This window comes from Nautilia profundicola AmH, from assembly GCF_000021725.1.
GTDB lineage: Bacteria > Campylobacterota > Campylobacteria > Campylobacterales > Nautiliaceae > Nautilia > Nautilia profundicola.
The window spans coordinates 299,832-315,967 of record NC_012115.1 but is presented as its reverse complement, the minus strand read 5'-3'; the positions used below and the strand labels follow the sequence as shown (position 1 = coordinate 315,967).

At 35.5% G+C, this 16,136-nt stretch carries 16 protein-coding genes; 4 read left to right on the top strand and 12 right to left on the bottom strand.

Features of this window, described 5'->3' with window-relative positions; translation table 11 throughout:
- Nucleotides 1-16: 16 nt before the first annotated feature.
- The 9 genes from NAMH_RS01790 to NAMH_RS01750 all read right to left on the bottom strand — a co-directional run bounded on the left by NAMH_RS01790 (nucleotide 17) and on the right by NAMH_RS01750 (nucleotide 9,575).
- Nucleotides 17-970: a chemotaxis protein gene (locus tag NAMH_RS01790; RefSeq protein ID WP_041361491.1), complete on the bottom strand. Its 954-nt coding sequence runs from the start codon at nucleotides 968-970 to the stop codon at nucleotides 17-19.
- On the bottom strand, nucleotides 957-1,673 hold the full coding sequence (locus NAMH_RS01785) for a UDP-2,3-diacylglucosamine diphosphatase (RefSeq protein ID WP_015902027.1): 717 nt from the start codon (nucleotides 1,671-1,673) through the stop codon (nucleotides 957-959). The genes NAMH_RS01790 and NAMH_RS01785 overlap by 14 nt, the downstream gene beginning before the upstream one ends.
- Before the next feature lie 15 nt (nucleotides 1,674-1,688).
- Complete coding sequence (argC, locus tag NAMH_RS01780) at nucleotides 1,689-2,666, bottom strand: N-acetyl-gamma-glutamyl-phosphate reductase (RefSeq protein ID WP_015902838.1); 978 nt, start codon at nucleotides 2,664-2,666, stop codon at nucleotides 1,689-1,691.
- Nucleotides 2,667-2,703: 37 nt separating this feature from the next.
- A complete protein-coding gene (dut, locus tag NAMH_RS01775; RefSeq protein ID WP_012663875.1) occupies nucleotides 2,704-3,132 on the bottom strand; it encodes a dUTP diphosphatase in 429 nt (142 codons plus the stop codon).
- A 41-nt stretch (nucleotides 3,133-3,173) separates the two neighbouring features.
- Nucleotides 3,174-3,662, bottom strand: coding sequence for a transcription elongation factor GreA (greA, locus tag NAMH_RS01770; RefSeq protein WP_015902544.1), 489 nt, complete (start codon nucleotides 3,660-3,662; stop codon nucleotides 3,174-3,176).
- A gap of 71 nt (nucleotides 3,663-3,733) precedes the next feature.
- On the bottom strand, nucleotides 3,734-5,689 hold the full coding sequence (locus NAMH_RS08930; RefSeq protein WP_012663647.1) for a methyl-accepting chemotaxis protein: 1,956 nt from the start codon (nucleotides 5,687-5,689) through the stop codon (nucleotides 3,734-3,736).
- A 62-nt stretch (nucleotides 5,690-5,751) separates the two neighbouring features.
- Nucleotides 5,752-6,786 (bottom strand): lipid-A-disaccharide synthase, encoded by a 1,035-nt coding sequence (lpxB, locus tag NAMH_RS01760; RefSeq protein ID WP_015902033.1) that lies wholly within the window; start codon nucleotides 6,784-6,786, stop codon nucleotides 5,752-5,754.
- Entirely contained in the window at nucleotides 6,779-6,931 is a 153-nt protein-coding gene (locus NAMH_RS01755) for a lipid-A-disaccharide synthase (RefSeq protein WP_228368694.1), read from the bottom strand. The genes lpxB and NAMH_RS01755 overlap by 8 nt, the downstream gene beginning before the upstream one ends.
- Nucleotides 6,932-6,938: 7 nt before the next feature.
- Nucleotides 6,939-9,575 carry a RecB-like helicase gene (locus NAMH_RS01750; protein WP_015901728.1) on the bottom strand — a complete coding sequence of 879 codons (2,637 nt, stop codon included), beginning with the start codon at nucleotides 9,573-9,575 and terminating at the stop codon, nucleotides 6,939-6,941.
- A 58-nt stretch (nucleotides 9,576-9,633) separates the two neighbouring features.
- Between NAMH_RS01750 and NAMH_RS08925 the strand changes: the two genes are divergently transcribed.
- Both NAMH_RS08925 and NAMH_RS01740 read left to right on the top strand, forming a co-directional pair.
- Entirely contained in the window at nucleotides 9,634-10,197 is a 564-nt protein-coding gene (locus tag NAMH_RS08925; RefSeq protein WP_015902691.1) for a DUF502 domain-containing protein, read from the top strand.
- Entirely contained in the window at nucleotides 10,197-11,066 is an 870-nt protein-coding gene (locus NAMH_RS01740) for a class I SAM-dependent methyltransferase (RefSeq protein ID WP_015902493.1), read from the top strand. Before NAMH_RS08925 ends, NAMH_RS01740 begins: the two co-directional genes overlap by 1 nt.
- On the opposite strand, the gene NAMH_RS01735 is transcribed toward NAMH_RS01740, so the two are convergent.
- Nucleotides 11,053-11,646, bottom strand: coding sequence for a hypothetical protein (locus NAMH_RS01735; protein ID WP_012663837.1), 594 nt, complete (start codon nucleotides 11,644-11,646; stop codon nucleotides 11,053-11,055). The genes NAMH_RS01740 and NAMH_RS01735 overlap by 14 nt on opposite strands.
- A 123-nt stretch (nucleotides 11,647-11,769) precedes the next feature.
- Here NAMH_RS01735 and NAMH_RS01730 point away from each other — a divergent pair, with 123 nt between their 5' ends.
- Both NAMH_RS01730 and NAMH_RS08920 read left to right on the top strand, forming a co-directional pair.
- Nucleotides 11,770-12,621: a cation diffusion facilitator family transporter gene (locus NAMH_RS01730; RefSeq protein WP_012663986.1), complete on the top strand. Its 852-nt coding sequence runs from the start codon at nucleotides 11,770-11,772 to the stop codon at nucleotides 12,619-12,621.
- A gap of 36 nt (nucleotides 12,622-12,657) precedes the next feature.
- Nucleotides 12,658-13,179, top strand: a complete 522-nt coding sequence (locus NAMH_RS08920; protein WP_015902468.1) for a hypothetical protein — start codon at nucleotides 12,658-12,660, stop codon at nucleotides 13,177-13,179.
- Between the two features lie 366 nt (nucleotides 13,180-13,545).
- Here the strand turns inward: NAMH_RS08920 and NAMH_RS01720 are convergent, their stop codons facing one another.
- Nucleotides 13,546-14,661 (bottom strand): Mrp/NBP35 family ATP-binding protein, encoded by a 1,116-nt coding sequence (locus tag NAMH_RS01720; RefSeq protein WP_015902809.1) that lies wholly within the window; start codon nucleotides 14,659-14,661, stop codon nucleotides 13,546-13,548.
- A 61-nt stretch (nucleotides 14,662-14,722) separates the two neighbouring features.
- Nucleotides 14,723-16,108, bottom strand: coding sequence for a phosphomethylpyrimidine synthase ThiC (thiC, locus tag NAMH_RS01715; protein ID WP_015901788.1), 1,386 nt, complete (start codon nucleotides 16,106-16,108; stop codon nucleotides 14,723-14,725).
- Between the last annotated feature and the right edge of the window lie 28 nt (nucleotides 16,109-16,136).

Sequence of the window (16,136 nt, the reverse complement as noted above, 5' to 3'; positions counted from 1 at the left end):
CCAACCTTTCTTAGAATTATTTATTGTCTTTATTATTAAGAATATCTGCAATCTGTTGATAAAATTTATTTGAATCAAATTTTACAAGATATCCTTCCGCACCAACCGCTTTTCCTCTTATATCGCTAAATGCATCTGAAATTGAAGAACTGAATACAAGAGGGATGTCTTTAAATCTTTTATCGGCATGTATCTTTGCAGCCATATGATAACCGTCCATTTTAGGCATTTCTATATCACTTAATATAAGTTTCAGTTTTTCTTTTAAATTGTCCCCGTAAAGAGCGTATAATTCTTCTAATTTTTGAAGTCCTTCTTCTCCGTTTGTAGCTTCAATTACTTCAAACCCCATTTTTTCAAGAGCTTCTCTTTCAATTCTTCGCGCAGTCGCAGAATCATCTACAAGCAAAACCATACCGCTGAATTTTTCAATCGCGTCTAAATCCGCTTCAAGATTCGCTTCAAACAGTCCCATCTCCTCTACAATACTTTCCAAATCAAGTATTAATAAAATTTCTCCGTTTTCTATTCTTGTTATACCCGTAATTTTGCTTCTGTCAAGTTTACCCTGACCCACACCGAATTGTGCCGGTTCGATATCCGCCCAGCTTATACGTCTTATTCTTTTTGCATCGTGAACGATAAAACCGATAAGTATATTGTTAAACTCCGTAATAATTACTCTTTTTTTAATAGGTGCCTCACTCTCATCAGGTACTTCTATACCCATCCATTTAGCCAAATCCACAACCGGGACAACCACTCCCCTTAAATCAAATATACCTTCAATATAATCTTCACTCCCTGGCAGTTCGGTAAGTTCCGGCATTTTTATAATCTCTCTAACTTTTGCAACGTTTATACCGTAAACACCTTCATAAATACCGCCGTTCGGCTCTTTTTTATATAATCTGAAATCAACAAGTTCTAATTCGTTTGATCCAACTTTCAGTGTTTTATCGTCCATCATAATCAATTTCCTTTATAATCGGATTATTATCTAATTGTATTAAAATATAGCTTTTAGTGCAAACAAATGCCGGTAAAGATATATATGTTTTGTCATGAAAATGTAATATTTCATTTTGATGATAATGACCTTCAATAATTATATCATAATCGAGTTTTTTTGTTTTTTCTTTAATTTTTTTTTCAAAATTTTTTATTTTTGTACAATCGATTTTTTTTTGGAGAATTTTTTTAAAAAGCCAATTATTTAAAAAGTTTAAACTGAAAAAATTTAAAAAAACATTAAAAGTTCTATTTCTTATCACACTAACATAAATCTTATAAGACAAATCACTGTCCGTTAAATCTCCATGTGTTAAAAAAACATTTTTCTTTTCATCATAAAAAGCATCAAAAACCGTTACTTCGGGAAATACTTTTTTAATATTGAAATCATGATTACCGGGAGTATAATAAACTTCCGTCTTTGTAGCCAAAATATTTATAAGTTCGACAGCTTCTTTATTATATTTTACAAGATATTTAAAAGGTAAAAGAAGATGAAATATATCACCAAGCAAAAACACCTGAGGAGGAGGATTTTTTATCCATTTTTTCAAAAGAATTAAAAATTCCGTGTCTCCTTTTCTATAATGAACATCCGCTATAATTACTGCTCCATTTTTTAATTCAATATTTTTAACTTTTAATTTTTCACTTTTCACTTTAACTTTTCACTTTTAAGGTACATATGCTATTTTAGGAAGAGCAAGCCCTTCATCATACCCGAACATCAAATTGGCGTTAGCCACGGCCTGTGAAGATGCACCTCTTAGTAAATTATCTATAACGGTGTTGATAAAAAGCATATTTCCGTTTTTTGCAGCAAAAATATCACAATAATGCGTCCCCGCTACGTTTTTTATCTCAACTGGTTTGTCCGCTATTCTGATAAATTCCTCATTTGCATAAATATTTTTTAACGCTTCAAGGGGTTCTATGTCTTTTTTAAGTTTGGCATATATGCTTACCTGCATTCCTCTCGTAATAGGCAATAATTGCGGCACAAACGTAACATCAAGACCCGTTTTTTCTTTAATCTCCACACTATGTCTGTGTTTGATAGGATTGTAGGCGAAAAAGTTTTCGTTGTCTTTAACAAAATGCGTAGTTGCACTTAGTTTTTTTCCAGCGCCGCTAACTCCGCTTTTGGCATCAACAAAAACACCGTTTTCTATATAATCTATAAAAGGATAAAGACCTAAAATAGTAGCTGTCGGATAACATCCAGGGTTTGCCACAAGATTAGATTTTTTTACATATTCCCTGAAAATTTCAGGCAAACCGTAAGAGCTGTTTTCAAGATTGGCGGGGTCAATGTGAGGACAATAAAAATCTTCGTAATTTTTCTGATTCAGCCTGTAATCGGCGGAAAAATCTACAATTTTAGTTTTACCGTATAACTCTTTTACCAAAGCCATAGCCGTTTTATGCGGAACCGCTAAAAAAACAAGATCGTACTTGGCTATTTTTTCAACATCGGATTTTTGAATTTCGGCTTCAAACACACCTTTTAAAGACGGATAAATATCTTCTATTCTTTCACCGCCCTCGCTTCCGAAAAGTGCACTGATTTCAAAATGGGGATGATTAAGCAGTATTTTTATAAGCTCCAGCCCCGTATAACCGCTCGCCCCTACAATCGCTGTTTTTATCATTTTTCTACCTCACTTTTCATTTTTCACTTTTAACTTTTCATTTCCCCGTGCTTCCGAACCCTCCGGCACCGCGCTCGGTATCGCTGAGCTCTTCAACTTCAATAATTTCAGCCTGTACCACAGGAGCGATTACCGCCTGGGCTATTCTCTCTTCCTTTTTAATTTCAAAAGCTTCGTTTGAATGATTTATTAAAAGAACTTTTATTTCACCCCTATAATCACTATCAATTGTTCCTGGTGTGTTTAACACCGTAATTCCATGCTTGAAAGCCAACCCGCTTCTTGGTCTGATTTGCACTTCGTAACCAAACTCTATCTCAAACGCAAGTCCTGTTCCTATCAATTTTCTTTCACCCGGTTTGATAATCACATCTTCAATCGAATGAAGATCAAACCCTGCTGCTTCTTTTGTCTGATATGCAGGAATTAAAGCTTCTTGATTTAGTTTTTTTATTTTAAGTTTCATACTTAACCTTCACTTTTTATTTTAAAATATTTAACTTTTCACTATGAAAAACAGATGTCTTCATAACAGATTTTATCTATTTCATATACTTTCACACCACCCGGAAGATTTACTTCCACCTCATCTCCTACTTCTTTACCGATAAGTGCTTTTGCAAGAGGTGAATGATATGAAATTAGTCCCTTATCAGGATTTGCCTCGGGAGCTCCTACGATTGTGTATTTTTCTTTTTCGTCCGTATCTACGTCGATTAAATAAACGGTACTACCGAATGCTACACGGTTATGTGCATGTTCTTTCGGATCCACCACTACGGCTCTACTTAAGATATCGCTAAGCTCCGCTATTCTTCTTTCTATATGAGACTGTTTTTCTTTAGCGGCGTGATATTCAGCGTTTTCTTTTAAATCTCCGAGTTCTCTCGCGCTGTCAATCTCTTTTGCCACTTCGGGTCTTGCTGTTGTTTTTAAATACTCAAGCTCTTTAGATAGTTTTTCATATCCGTATTTAGTCATTGGTTCCTTATGCATTATTATCCTTTATAATGTATATTTTTTAGTAATTATATCAAAATGGAAAAGAGGAAAATAAGAAGAGTTTTTTATGTTTTGTAATGTTGTAAAAGTGAGTCTAACTCTTTAATCATTTGATTTAATGAATCAATTGCTTTTATAATTTTTTCAACATTTTCTGCATTGTTTTTAGAAATATTTTTAACTTCTTCAAGGTTTTTCGAAACTTCTTCAATTGATTTAGCCGAAACTTCAAAATTATTTACCAAATCTTCGACTTTTTTGGTTGATGAAAGCATTTTACCCATACTTTTATCAATCTCTTCTTTTGCTTTTGAAGCGTCTTCAACAAGTTCAAGAACGTTTTTGGCGCTTTCGTCCATATTTGTGCTCGCTTCCATCACCGCCATTACGATTACATTGATGGTAGCGTCGATTTCAGCAAGGCTTTTTTGTGTTTTTTCGGCAAGTTTTCTAACCTCATCCGCAACCACCGCAAAACCTCTTCCGTGTTCCCCGGCTCTTGCCGCTTCAATTGCAGCATTAAGAGCAAGAAGATTAGTCTGATCAGCTATATCCCTAATAACGTTAAGAACGTTTTTGACTTCTTGCGTATTTTCATTAAGGTGTTTTATTTTTTCCGCAAGTTCCGCTTCTTTGTCGGATACGCTTATTATTTTTTGTGTTAAGAAATCTATCTCTTTATTAGCTTCTTCAAGCTCGTTTTGTGTTTCTTTTATTTCATTTAGCGTTTCAATTGCTGAATCTTTAGAGCTATTCATTGTATTAGCCACGTTTTCTACTTCATTGCCGACATTTTGAATTAGCTCGCTTTCAGTTTCTACTTTTTTACCTACATCATGAGCTGTTTTCGCTAACTGCTGCGATGTCTGAGCGTTTTTATTACTGATAATCTTAGAATTAACGACCGTTTCTCTTATTTTTTCAAGAAGAGTGTTAACTGCATCAGCAATTTCGCTTATTTCATCTTTCACATCTGTTTTTATTTTATAGCTTAGATCAAGTCCTACACTTAAAATGTTATTTTTTAAAAATTCTATTCTTTTTATTATTGTCATAAAATTCCAAATTACGAAAACCATACCGATTATCGCAAGAATAACCATTATTATTTCTAAAATATAAACATTTCTTTCTATTTGATGTCTTTTATGAATCAGTTGTTTTTTCAGGGTGGTGTAATATTTGATAATATCATCAAGATATTTTTCAATGTACTGTAAATCTCTAAAAGTATCATTAATAATTGCTTTGCTGATTTTTGCATTTATTCTGTCATCTACATCGGTTAATATATTTAAATATTTTTCTGAAAGTTTTTGAAGTTTTTTATAAACAGGTACGATATTCTTTTCATAAAATTCTTCTCTTTGAGAAACAGGCAGTTTCATCAGTTCAGCCGCTAATTTATGAAGTTTATCATGAGGCGCTTTCATTGATTCAAATAATTTACCGGCTTCCGGAAGATTTAATTTATCAAAATATTCTTTTGAATAACTATTTAAATATTTACCGACCATACATTTTTTCGGAGAAGTCGCTATATTTTTATTACTAAAACCCATTGCCACATTGGCAACATCTAAAAGTCCAAGATATTTATGCATAAAAGCTTCATAAGTTCTTTCATGTATGTCTCTATCTATTCTTATGTATTTGGTGTTGTAAATTTTTACAAGATTATGCAAATGCTCATGATATTTAAGAACTTCTTCCAAGTCTCGTTGAAGTTTAGGAGGTAACTCATGCTTATATTTTTTAATAAATTTTCCAAAAGCACAATTATTAAAATCGGTTGTTAGTTTTGCCGGCTTGTTTTGCAGATATGCTTTTTCAAAATTTGCTACAAACCTAATATGTGCTGTCCTAACCTTTTCGGTAGTGATTATTTTATTTTCAATATCTGTTACTTTCGAACTAATCTCTTCAATCGCCGATTGTGAGTAAAAATTAATAAAAATCAACCCCCCGATACTCAAAATCAGGATAATTATCGAAATAATACTTCGTTTTTTGATACTCATCTCTTCCCCTTTTATTATTTTAAATAATTATAACCAAAAGTTAAAAACAAATTAATATTAAATTATAATTTTAATAGTTTAAAAACGTTTTTCGCACTTCCGTGTTTTAAAATCTCTTTTAATTTATCGGATTTTTTTTGAAATTCTTTTAGACTACTGTTTTTAAAATCATTTATAAGCTTTTCAATATCAAAATCCTGCAGATATTCTTTATGAAATTCACCAAGTCCCTCACGTTCAAAAATTATATTGGCAAGCCCTACATAATTAAGTTTTACAAACATTTTAGCTATTATATATTCAATTTCCCTTGCTTTATACATTAAGACAAACGGAGTACCTATAATCGCCGCTTCAAGTGTGGCCGTACCGCTACAGATATATGCGAAATCACTTTTTAAAAGCGCTTCGTGAGCATCATATACAATCTCAAACCCGCTTAAATCCCCGTAAATTTCAGAGAGTTTATCTTTATATATTTCAGGTACCGCCAATATTTTATTTCCGGGTAAGTGTTTTATAAGCTCTCTAAATACAGGCATCAAATTTTTAATCTCACTCTTACGGCTTCCGGGTAAAAACGCAATATTCCCATAAAGCTTATCATCCCTGAAAGTTTTTATCTCATCCAAAAGAGGATTTCCGACATATATTCCGTCAGTCCATATCTCACGCTCAAAAGGAAAAATATATGCCTTTTTATCCACATATCTGTTTACGTCTTTTATTCTTCCCTTTTTCCAAGCCCATACTTTCGGCAGTATATAATAAATTATTTCAACACCCGGGTTAACCTCTTTTATTTTTTTAGCAAGCCTCAGATTAAAAGACGGCGCGTCTATTAAAAGCACCTTATCGCACTTTTTGCTAAGCTCGGCAAGTTCGTTAATGGCCTTTTTGGCAAGCTTTATTTTCGGCAAAACATCCAAAAATCCCATTACGTTAAATTCATTGCCGTCAATTACGGGTTCACCCAGGCTTTTATCAAATACACCAACAATATTACACTTTTCATTTTTCACTTTACACTCATTTAAAACCTGTTTTAAATGCAGGTTTGCACTCGGCTCCAGTGCGCTTACAAGTATCTTATTCAAACCCGACCTCACTTTGATGAATTACTTTTTTAGACTTTTTATTTTTTTTATCCGTTTTCATTTTTTCATTTTTTATTTTTAACTTTTCACTTTTACTTTTTACCACTTCCCCGTCCATAAGACAGCATCCGTAAAGCGTCTGCATACACATCCTAAACCTCCCTTAGCTTTTCCTCATCTACATATAAAAGATAGCCTTTTACTTTTTTGTTTTTAAGCTCTTTTGCCACCGTTTTATAATGTTCCACCTGTGTGATATATGAGCTTTCATCTTCCGGCTTTGCTGATTTGTAATCAATTATAACAATTTCATCCTCACTTTCTACCAAAAGGTCTATAATTCCCTCTTCCCCGTTATAAACAAAAGGTATTTCTTTATATTTCCTACCCTCAAAATCTATTAGTTTTTTTGTTTTTTCATACATTCCGTACGCTTTTTTCACATCGGTATAAATCCCGTATCTGTTAAGCACCGCATCAAACTCTTCCATTTCAAACGCATAATGAAGTGCCAGACCGAAATAAATCGCACCGTAATCGTTCGGCTTGTATTCATTCTCTTTTTTTACATCCTGCAGTCCGTGATGTTTGAGCTTTAGCGCAAATTTTTCTTTGCTTTTTTTTGTTTCTTCTTTTTCTTCCACTTCAAAAACACCGATTTTTTCAGGTTTAAGAGACGTTACAAACGAAGACTTTTCCTTTTTAAGAATAAACAGTGAATTTACGGCTCTCGTAAACGCCACATATTCCACGTTTCTTTTGTCTTTATATTCAAGCTCTTTTTCTTTTGCCTTAACTTTGGCAAACTCCATATCCAGTATTTCACGCCCTGCAATGTTGTATTTGATATCTTTTAGCTCAATACCTTCATAATCAAACAGTAAATTACTGCTTCTGTTGTTATCACGCCCTGTTTTTTCAAGTACTATTACGTTTTCAAACTCAAGCCCTTTGCTTTTATGCACGGTCATTACCGTAATACCGTCAAACTCCCCAAGCGGCAGCTCTTCGTCATACTCGTCTATCCCAGCCGCAAAATCGAAAAGATCTTTATATTTCAATGAATGCTCAAGAAGTTTAAGGGATGATTCGTCTATAAGATCATACTCAAACATCAAATCCCTGATCATTTCAGCAGGTTTTTTCACCGGAACGTAAAAAGGCTCGGGAGTGTACGGTTTGCCGATTACAGTTAAAAAATTCAGTTTGTAAATTTCACTTTTTTTACCCTCAAGCATATCGTGAGTGTATTTTAAAATATCGATAAGAGCCTTTGCAAAAGGCTGGTTTTTTACTTTCGCCCTTGTAGCGGTTACCACGTCTTTATTGAATTTTTCTTTAATAAAATCCGCTACTTTTAAAATATCGTCGTTCGTATACACCAAAACTGCAATATCTTTATCCCTCACGCCCTTTTCAAACATAAACTTAAGCGTATTTTCAAGCTCTTCAAACAAATCGCCCTCTTTTACCTCAACATATCCACCTTCAACATTCGCTTCCTGATTCAGGTTAAAAAGCCTGTTTACGTAATCTACTATCACCTTTTTGGAGCGGTAGTTTTTCGGAAGCTCCTTTTGCACCATCCCAAAAGGTTTGAGTTGCTCATACACATAATCAAAAAGCTCGCTGCTCCCTCCCCTGAAGCGGTATATCGCCTGCTTGGTATCCCCTACGTAAAAGAAACTTTTGAAATCTTTAACTCCCTCACCCGCTTTTATCTCATCAACAAGAGGCTCGAATATCTTCCACTGCGTAACGGAGGTATCCTGAAATTCGTCTATTAAAATATGCTCAATCCTCGAATCAAGCCTGAAATACAAAAAGTCGCGGTTTAGTTCGTCTTCAACCAGAAGCTCATACACCTTATGCTCAATATCTTTAAAATCAAGGTAATTTTCTTTTGATTTAACGGAGTTTTTAATCTGCTTATATTTTTCATACAGTGAAAAAAGCGAGCTTAAAACATACCTTTCTTTAGCGGTTAAAAGCTCTTTTATAAGTGAAATAAGCCTTTCAAATTCGGCATCCATCCACTCTTCGTAGCATTTTTTAAATCCCCTAACCTTTGCAAGCGTTCCGTTTTCCAAAAACGAGGGAATCGTTTTGACTTTGAGCATATCAAACGGATCTTTTTTAAAAAAATTATTTATCTGCGTACACTCTTCGGTCGCCAAAATAAATTCCGATTTTATCTCTTCAATCTCTTTTAAAACCTGATTAATTTTCCATTTTCCATTTTCCATTTTCCATTTTGAAAGCTCTTTTTCCTTCTCATAAAGCATCTCAAAAAGCTCGACTATGCTTTTTGATTTTTTGTTTTCGATTTTCGCAAATTCTATAAGCGAATTAAACTCTTTATTATCCAAACTCTCAATCAAAAGCTCAAAAATATTTTCTAAATTATCGCTTTTAATATCAAAATCCACATCAACCCCGACGTAATAACCGAACTTGCGCAAAACTTTTTGTATGAATGCGTCTATTGTGGTTATGTGTATATCGCTTGTAAGAAACTCTTTAAGTACAAACTCCCTTTTTTTCAAAATCTCTTTTTCATTAAGCCCGGAGGTTCCGCAAAGTATTTCTAAAAGTTCTTCATCCTCTTTTAAAAGATCCAAAAACTTTATAACCCTCTCTTTCATTTCATTCGCCGCTTTATTCGTAAACGTCACAGCCAAAATGGAGCTTGGGTTTACACCTCTGAAAAGAAGCGCAAGATATCTTAGCGCCAGCGAAAACGTCTTACCGCTTCCGGCCGATGCTTTAAGAGAGAGAAGTCTCTGCATAAAAATGCCTTTTTTATATAATTTTACCTAAAATGTTACAATTTCAAAAAGGCAATATATGAAAGTGTTTGTGCGTTATTTTATAAAAGGTGTTTTTGCCATCTTGCCGGTTGTGTTTACGATCTGGGTGGTGACATACATTGCAGGCATTCTTATTCAGTTTATCAAGATCTTTTACGCCAAAATAAACAATCCACTCTACAGTATAGGACTTATAATAGCAACGGTTCTTCTAATTACTTACATTGGATACATAATCACCAAAAACCAAAAAAGCATAATTCTTTACATAACTGAAAATATTTTCTCCAAAGTTCCTGTAATTAAAAGCATCTACAACTTTTTCAAAGAGCTTATGCAGATGTTTTCAAACGACAAGAACTACCTTGGAGTCGTTGAAGTTATGTTTGCGAACTACAAAACCTATGCGTTTTTGACAAAAGAGGAAAAAAACAGATTCATTGCCTTCGTCCCGACCGCTCCAAACCCGACTTCGGGATATGTAATTATGCTCGATAAAGACAAAGAAGTTGGCGAAATAAAAGCGCTCGGAGAGTGGAAAAGAGTCGATACGGATGTAAAAGAGGCACTAAGCAAAATAATCTCGCTCGGACTCAAATAATGTTTGAAAACCTTTTGCATAAAATCAAATCCCACACCCTAAGCGAAGAGTTTAAGCGTCTGTATCACGGAAGGGGTGAAGAGGAGTTTAAATTCCTCACTCTCGACAGTATAGACGAAATACTGTTCGTACAGTTTTACGAAGAAAGCAATTATGAAAAAGATCTTTTAGATCTATTCAAAGAATATATCCAAACATCAAGACATAACGCGATAATAGTAAAAAGAAGATACGGCAACGAAACCTTTGCTGCTCTCGGAGAAATACCCGAAAATTACACGGCAATTGAAAACGGTATGAAATTTAAACTCAATTTCCTAAATCAAAACATCGGCTATTTCGGTGATATGAAAAACTCAAGAAAATTCATAGAATCGATCTCCAAAGATAAAAAAGTTCTAAACCTTTTCGCTTACACATGCGGGTTTTCACTATTCGCAAGAAGAGGCGAGGCGGGATATATAGCAAACGTGGATATGAGCAAATCCGTCCTTGCCACGGGAATGGCAAACCATCAGATAAACGGGCTTGATATCAAAAACATATCGTTTTGGCCCTATAACATACTAAAAGCATTTCCGAAACTTAAAAAGCAGGCCCCTTACGACATAATCATAATAGACCCGCCCACACACCAAAAAGGGAGTTTCATAGCCTCAAAAGACTACATCAAAATCATTAAAAAACTCCCGTCACTTTCACACCAAAACACTACACTTTTGGCGTGCATAAACTCCCCTGCGTTTTCAAAAGAGGAATTAATAAACATGATTGAATCAAATACCTCTTTCAGATTCCAAAAACAGATTCCAAATCCTGAGGAATATACTAATTCCACGTTAAAAAGCCTGGTTTTTAATATTCAATAACTTCGATAACCTTATCCCCGTTTTCAAGAACAGTTTTTACCATTTCCTGAAATCTTTTAGGAAAAGATTTTTTGTCCTCTTCACTCGCATCAGGAGAGATCGCACTTTTAAGTATCGCCATAGGGTTTACTATTTTACCAGGTCTGTAGTTTATGCCTACCGATTTGCCGTTATCAAGCCTTGTGAAACTGATATCCGTTTCGATATCGGCACCGTAAAAAAGAAGGTCGCGTCTGTTGAACTTGCCTGTAGGGATTCCTCCGAACCCATAATCCGTAGTCGCACCCGTTATATTTGAAATCACACATCCCACAACTCCCGCATTATGTTCTCTTGGCTGATTTTTAATTTCGACTTTAATTTCCCCTCTTCTTGGAAGAGTCTCTTTATACAGGGCTTTTAAACCGTATAGAGCACTCAGATACGCTCCCGCAACCGTAGCACAGCTGTGCCCTGAAGTTTTTACGATATCAAGATATGTGTACTCAATAATACCGTCATCGTTTACACCCAAAAACTGAGCAAGTTCGTCATAAGTTACAATTTTCTCCACATTATCGAAAAATTTTGGATAATTCATTTTAGATCCTTTACTTACTGTTAAGTAAATAATAACACAAATATATTAGAAATTCTATTTATATTGACATATGTTCATATAATGTTATATAATTACGCCTTTATTTAAAAAAAAGGATGAAAATTGGATAGAGTCAGACTTTATAAAGAAAAGAAAAAAATTGCAATATTCTCAGTTATAGTAAATACTGTGCTTGCTTTAATAAAAATTATAGGAGGTACCCTCTCAGGAAGTGCGGCGCTTACTGCGGACGGAATCCACTCACTATCAGACCTCGCAGCGTCTTTTAGTGTGCTTGCAGGGATAATTATCGCCAACAAAAAGGCAAAAGATTTCCCAATGGGACTTTACAAGGTTGAAAACCTCGTAGCTTTAGTATCAGCATTTGCTATATTCTTTGCAGGATATGAAATTGCAAAAGACGTATTTTTCGGCGAACCTATGAAAATAACAAACCTGCCTGTTGCGGTAACCGCAATCGGACTTACCGTTGTTATTACGTTTTTGTACTCAAAATGGGAAAAGAAAAAAGCTATCGAGCTAAATTCACCCTCACTTATGGCGGATGCGGAACACGTTAAAAGTGATTTTTTTACCGCACTTGTGGTGCTTGTAGGTGTTATCGGGCAGTATATGGGATATCCTGTAATTGAAAAAATAGCGGTGGCCGTTGTAATTTATTTTATTTTCCACAGCGGATGGGAAATACTTGTGGACGCGATTAAGGTGCTTCTTGACGCATCCGTTGATCATGAAACGCTTGAACAGATCAGAAAGATACTTGAAAAAGAAGATATGATTGAAAAAATCAACGATATAAAAGGCAGAAACGCCGGCAGCTATAAATTTATCTACCTTGATATAGACGTAAAAACGGATTCAATCAAAGAAGCCCACGCTTACGTACACCAACTGGAAGAAAAAATTAAACAGGCAATTCCTGAAGTAGAAAAGGTTATTACTCACTACGAGTAACCCCTTTTTTGCTATAATAAAAAAAAGGGGACTTTTATGAATAAAAATTCATTATTAATGTTTATATTACCTGTCTCGTTTTTACTTGCAGCTACTCCAAGTGAAATTATCAAAAAAGACTTCAATTCAAAAATACTGCCGCAAATAGTCAAAGATTTGGATAAAAACGGCGAATCAATCGTTATTTTAAGAATCTACAAAACGCAAAAAAGCGTAACGCTAAAAACCTACAAAGTACAGCAGACACTTAGCGTCAGCGAACTACTTGTAAAAGAAGGAGACTACTCCCAAGGGTATAAATACTACACAAAATACATACTAAAACCCTCTCAGATAAAAGTAACGGATTTTGTAAAAATAATCGGCGCTAAAACAGACAAAGACTTAGACGAGCTGTTTGCAAACAACGCTGAAAAATTAATCCAGGTACTTAAAGAGCAAAAACAGTTTATTGCCGTTAAAGGGCTTGAAAAAATTATTAAAAAAGATAGACTAAACGACTTAAAAGCTTTTTTAAAAGGAGTACTCGCAGGTAAAGTACCCGCAAGCTGTTCTTAATCTTTTGCTGAAAAAATTTATAGTAATTTCTTAAAAATATTTAAAAAGCAAAAATCAAGTAAAGTATTATCAATTTAAAAGTACCAGGCGCATTACATCAATCATTAGTATAACACCTGAATTAGTAAGCCTTACAATTTATAATGATTTATGATGACAATTGAACGTTTTGTTTTTCAATACAAATTTTTAAATTGTACCGTTGCTATAGGTATTGTAATATTAAAAAGATCCAAAAACTTGAACTTAAAACTTTATTGAATCCTGCAAACCTTATAATATAGCGGTCCAATTAATAGTGCCAGACACTAATAGTTTAAAGCTAAACTGAATCTTTTTATAAAAAATGGAAATAAGGAAAAACCCTTATTTCATACTGCATGCGCTCGGAGTTCCGTTCACTCCGTAAATCGGCTGGATCATTTCATTTCCTGAAAGATCTTCGCTGTGTACGTAGTCGATAAACTCAATAAGTTCTTTTGCAGCTTTTGAAAATTCTTTTGCGCTTTCACTCTCCGGTCTGCTTACCACAATCGGTTCACCCTTATCTCCTCCTTCTCTGATTGCAGGCTCGATAGGGATTTTGGCAAGGATTTTAGTATCGTAATCGTTTGCAAGTTTTTCAGCTGCGCCGCTTCCGAAGATATCATACTTCTCACCGCAGTTAGGGCAGATAAACCCGCTCATGTTTTCAATAACACCTGCGATTGGAATATGAAGCTGTTTGAACATATCCATACTTCTTTTTGCGTCGTCAACCGCTACAGTCTGAGGAGTTGTTACGGCCACACCCGCAGTTACGGGTACCTGCTGAGCCATAGTCATCTGAGCATCACCTGTTCCCGGAGGCATATCGATTACAAGAATGTCAAGTTCACCCCAGTCAACGTCTTCCATAAACTGCTGAAGCGCTTTTACAAGCATCGCGCCTCTCCACATAAGTGCTTTTCCTTCAGGCAATAAGTTTGCCATTGAGATGAATTTCACTCCGTAATTTTCAAAAGGTTTAACTTTATTTCCTACAACTTCAGGTTTTCTGTCCTGCATTCCGAGCATTCTGCTGATATTCGGTCCGTAAATGTCACCGTCAAGAATACCTACTTTTTTTCCCTGTTTTGCAAGAGCAAGAGCAAGGTTAACGGATGTTGTCGATTTACCAACCCCGCCTTTACCTGAAGAGACCATTACGAATGATTTAACATTAGGCATTTTATTAACGCCTCTGCTTGATGTTTCTCTCGGTTTTTTAGGTCTTATGATGTTTACACTTGCTTCAATTCCCTCAGCTTTTAACGTATCGATTGTGGAATCGTTTAGTTTTTGCGCCACTTCATCGTCGGTTGACGGAATCTGATAAGTAATAATTGCCTGTTTTCCGTCTTCGCTTACTTCAATATCTTTTACAAAACCGAAATCCACCACTGATTTTTTAAATCCAGGGTAAATCACGTTTTGCAGCAACTCTTTAATTTTATCTTTCACTCTAACTCCTTAAGTTTTTTTGCTTTATAATACTTTTTTTGCTTTTTGTCAATAACCTATATCAATTATTGGCTTCGGCTTTCATTTTTTCTTCTGCTTCTTTTTTAAACTCGTCCCAGTCGAAATTTTCCATAGCATCCTGCGTTACTTTGTATGAACAGAATTTAGGCCCGCACATAGAGCAGAATTCCGCTTCTTTAAATACTTCCTGAGGAAGCGTTTCGTCGTGGTATTCTTTCGCTCTTTCGGGGTCGAGTGCGAGTTCAAACTGTTTTTTCCAGTCGAATTTGTATCTTGCGTCGCTCATTTCGTCGTCTTTATCCCTTGCACCCGGAATTTTTCTTGCGATATCCGCTGAGTGAGCCGCAATTTTATACGCAAGCATACCTTCTCTAACATCCTCTTCGTTCGGAAGTCCGAGATGCTCTTTCGGTGTTACGTAACAAAGCATACTAACCCCGTACCATGCCGCCATTGCAGCACCGATAGCGCTTCCTATATGATCATACCCGGCACCTATATCAAGCACAAGAGGCCCTAATACATAAAACGGCGCTTCATGGCAGTAGATCTGCTCAAGCCTTACGTTTCTTTCGATTTCATTAATAGGAACGTGCCCCGGTCCTTCTATCATAACCTGCACGTCTTTATCCCATGCTCTAAGTGTTAGCTCTCCAAGGACTTTAAGCTCTTCAAGCTGAGCTTTGTCGCTTGCGTCATATAAACATCCGGGTCTTAAACTATCTCCAAGAGAAAGTGAAACGTCATACTCTTTACAGATATCCAAAATATCGTCAAATATCGTATAAAAAGGGTTTTCTTTATGGTGTTTAAGCATCCATGAAGCAGTCAGACTTCCCCCGCGGCTTACTATTCCCATTTTTCTTTTTGCTATTTCAGGCATGTGTCTAAGAAGCAGCCCCGCATGGATTGTAAAGTAGCTGACCCCCTGCTTCGCCTGTTTTTCAAGCACTCTTAAAATATCGTCGTATGTAAGTTCAAGCACGTCGCCTATTTCGTCGATTATCTGATACATAGGAACGGTACCGATAGGAACCGGGCTTGCAGCAATAATGGCTTCACGGATTTCATCCATGTTTTTAGCTCCGGCGCTAAGATCCATAACCGTATCGGCTCCGTATTTTACGGAAGTTTCGAGTTTTCTAACTTCTTCTTCAATATCACTCGCAAGTGCGCTTGCACCGATGTTTGAGTTTACTTTTGTTTTACTAACTCTTCCGATAGCCATAGGTTTTAGATGTTTGTGGTTTATGTTGGCCGGGATTATAAGTCTTCCTCTCGCCACTTCGCTTCTAACAAGCTCCGGATCAAGGTTTTCTTCTTTTGCAACATACTCCATCTCTTCAGTAATAATGCCTTTTTTGGCGTAATACATCTGAGTTCTGGTTTTATCATTCATTCTTTTTTTAATCCATTCAGTTCTCATTTATTCCCTTTAAGATATATTTGCTCGG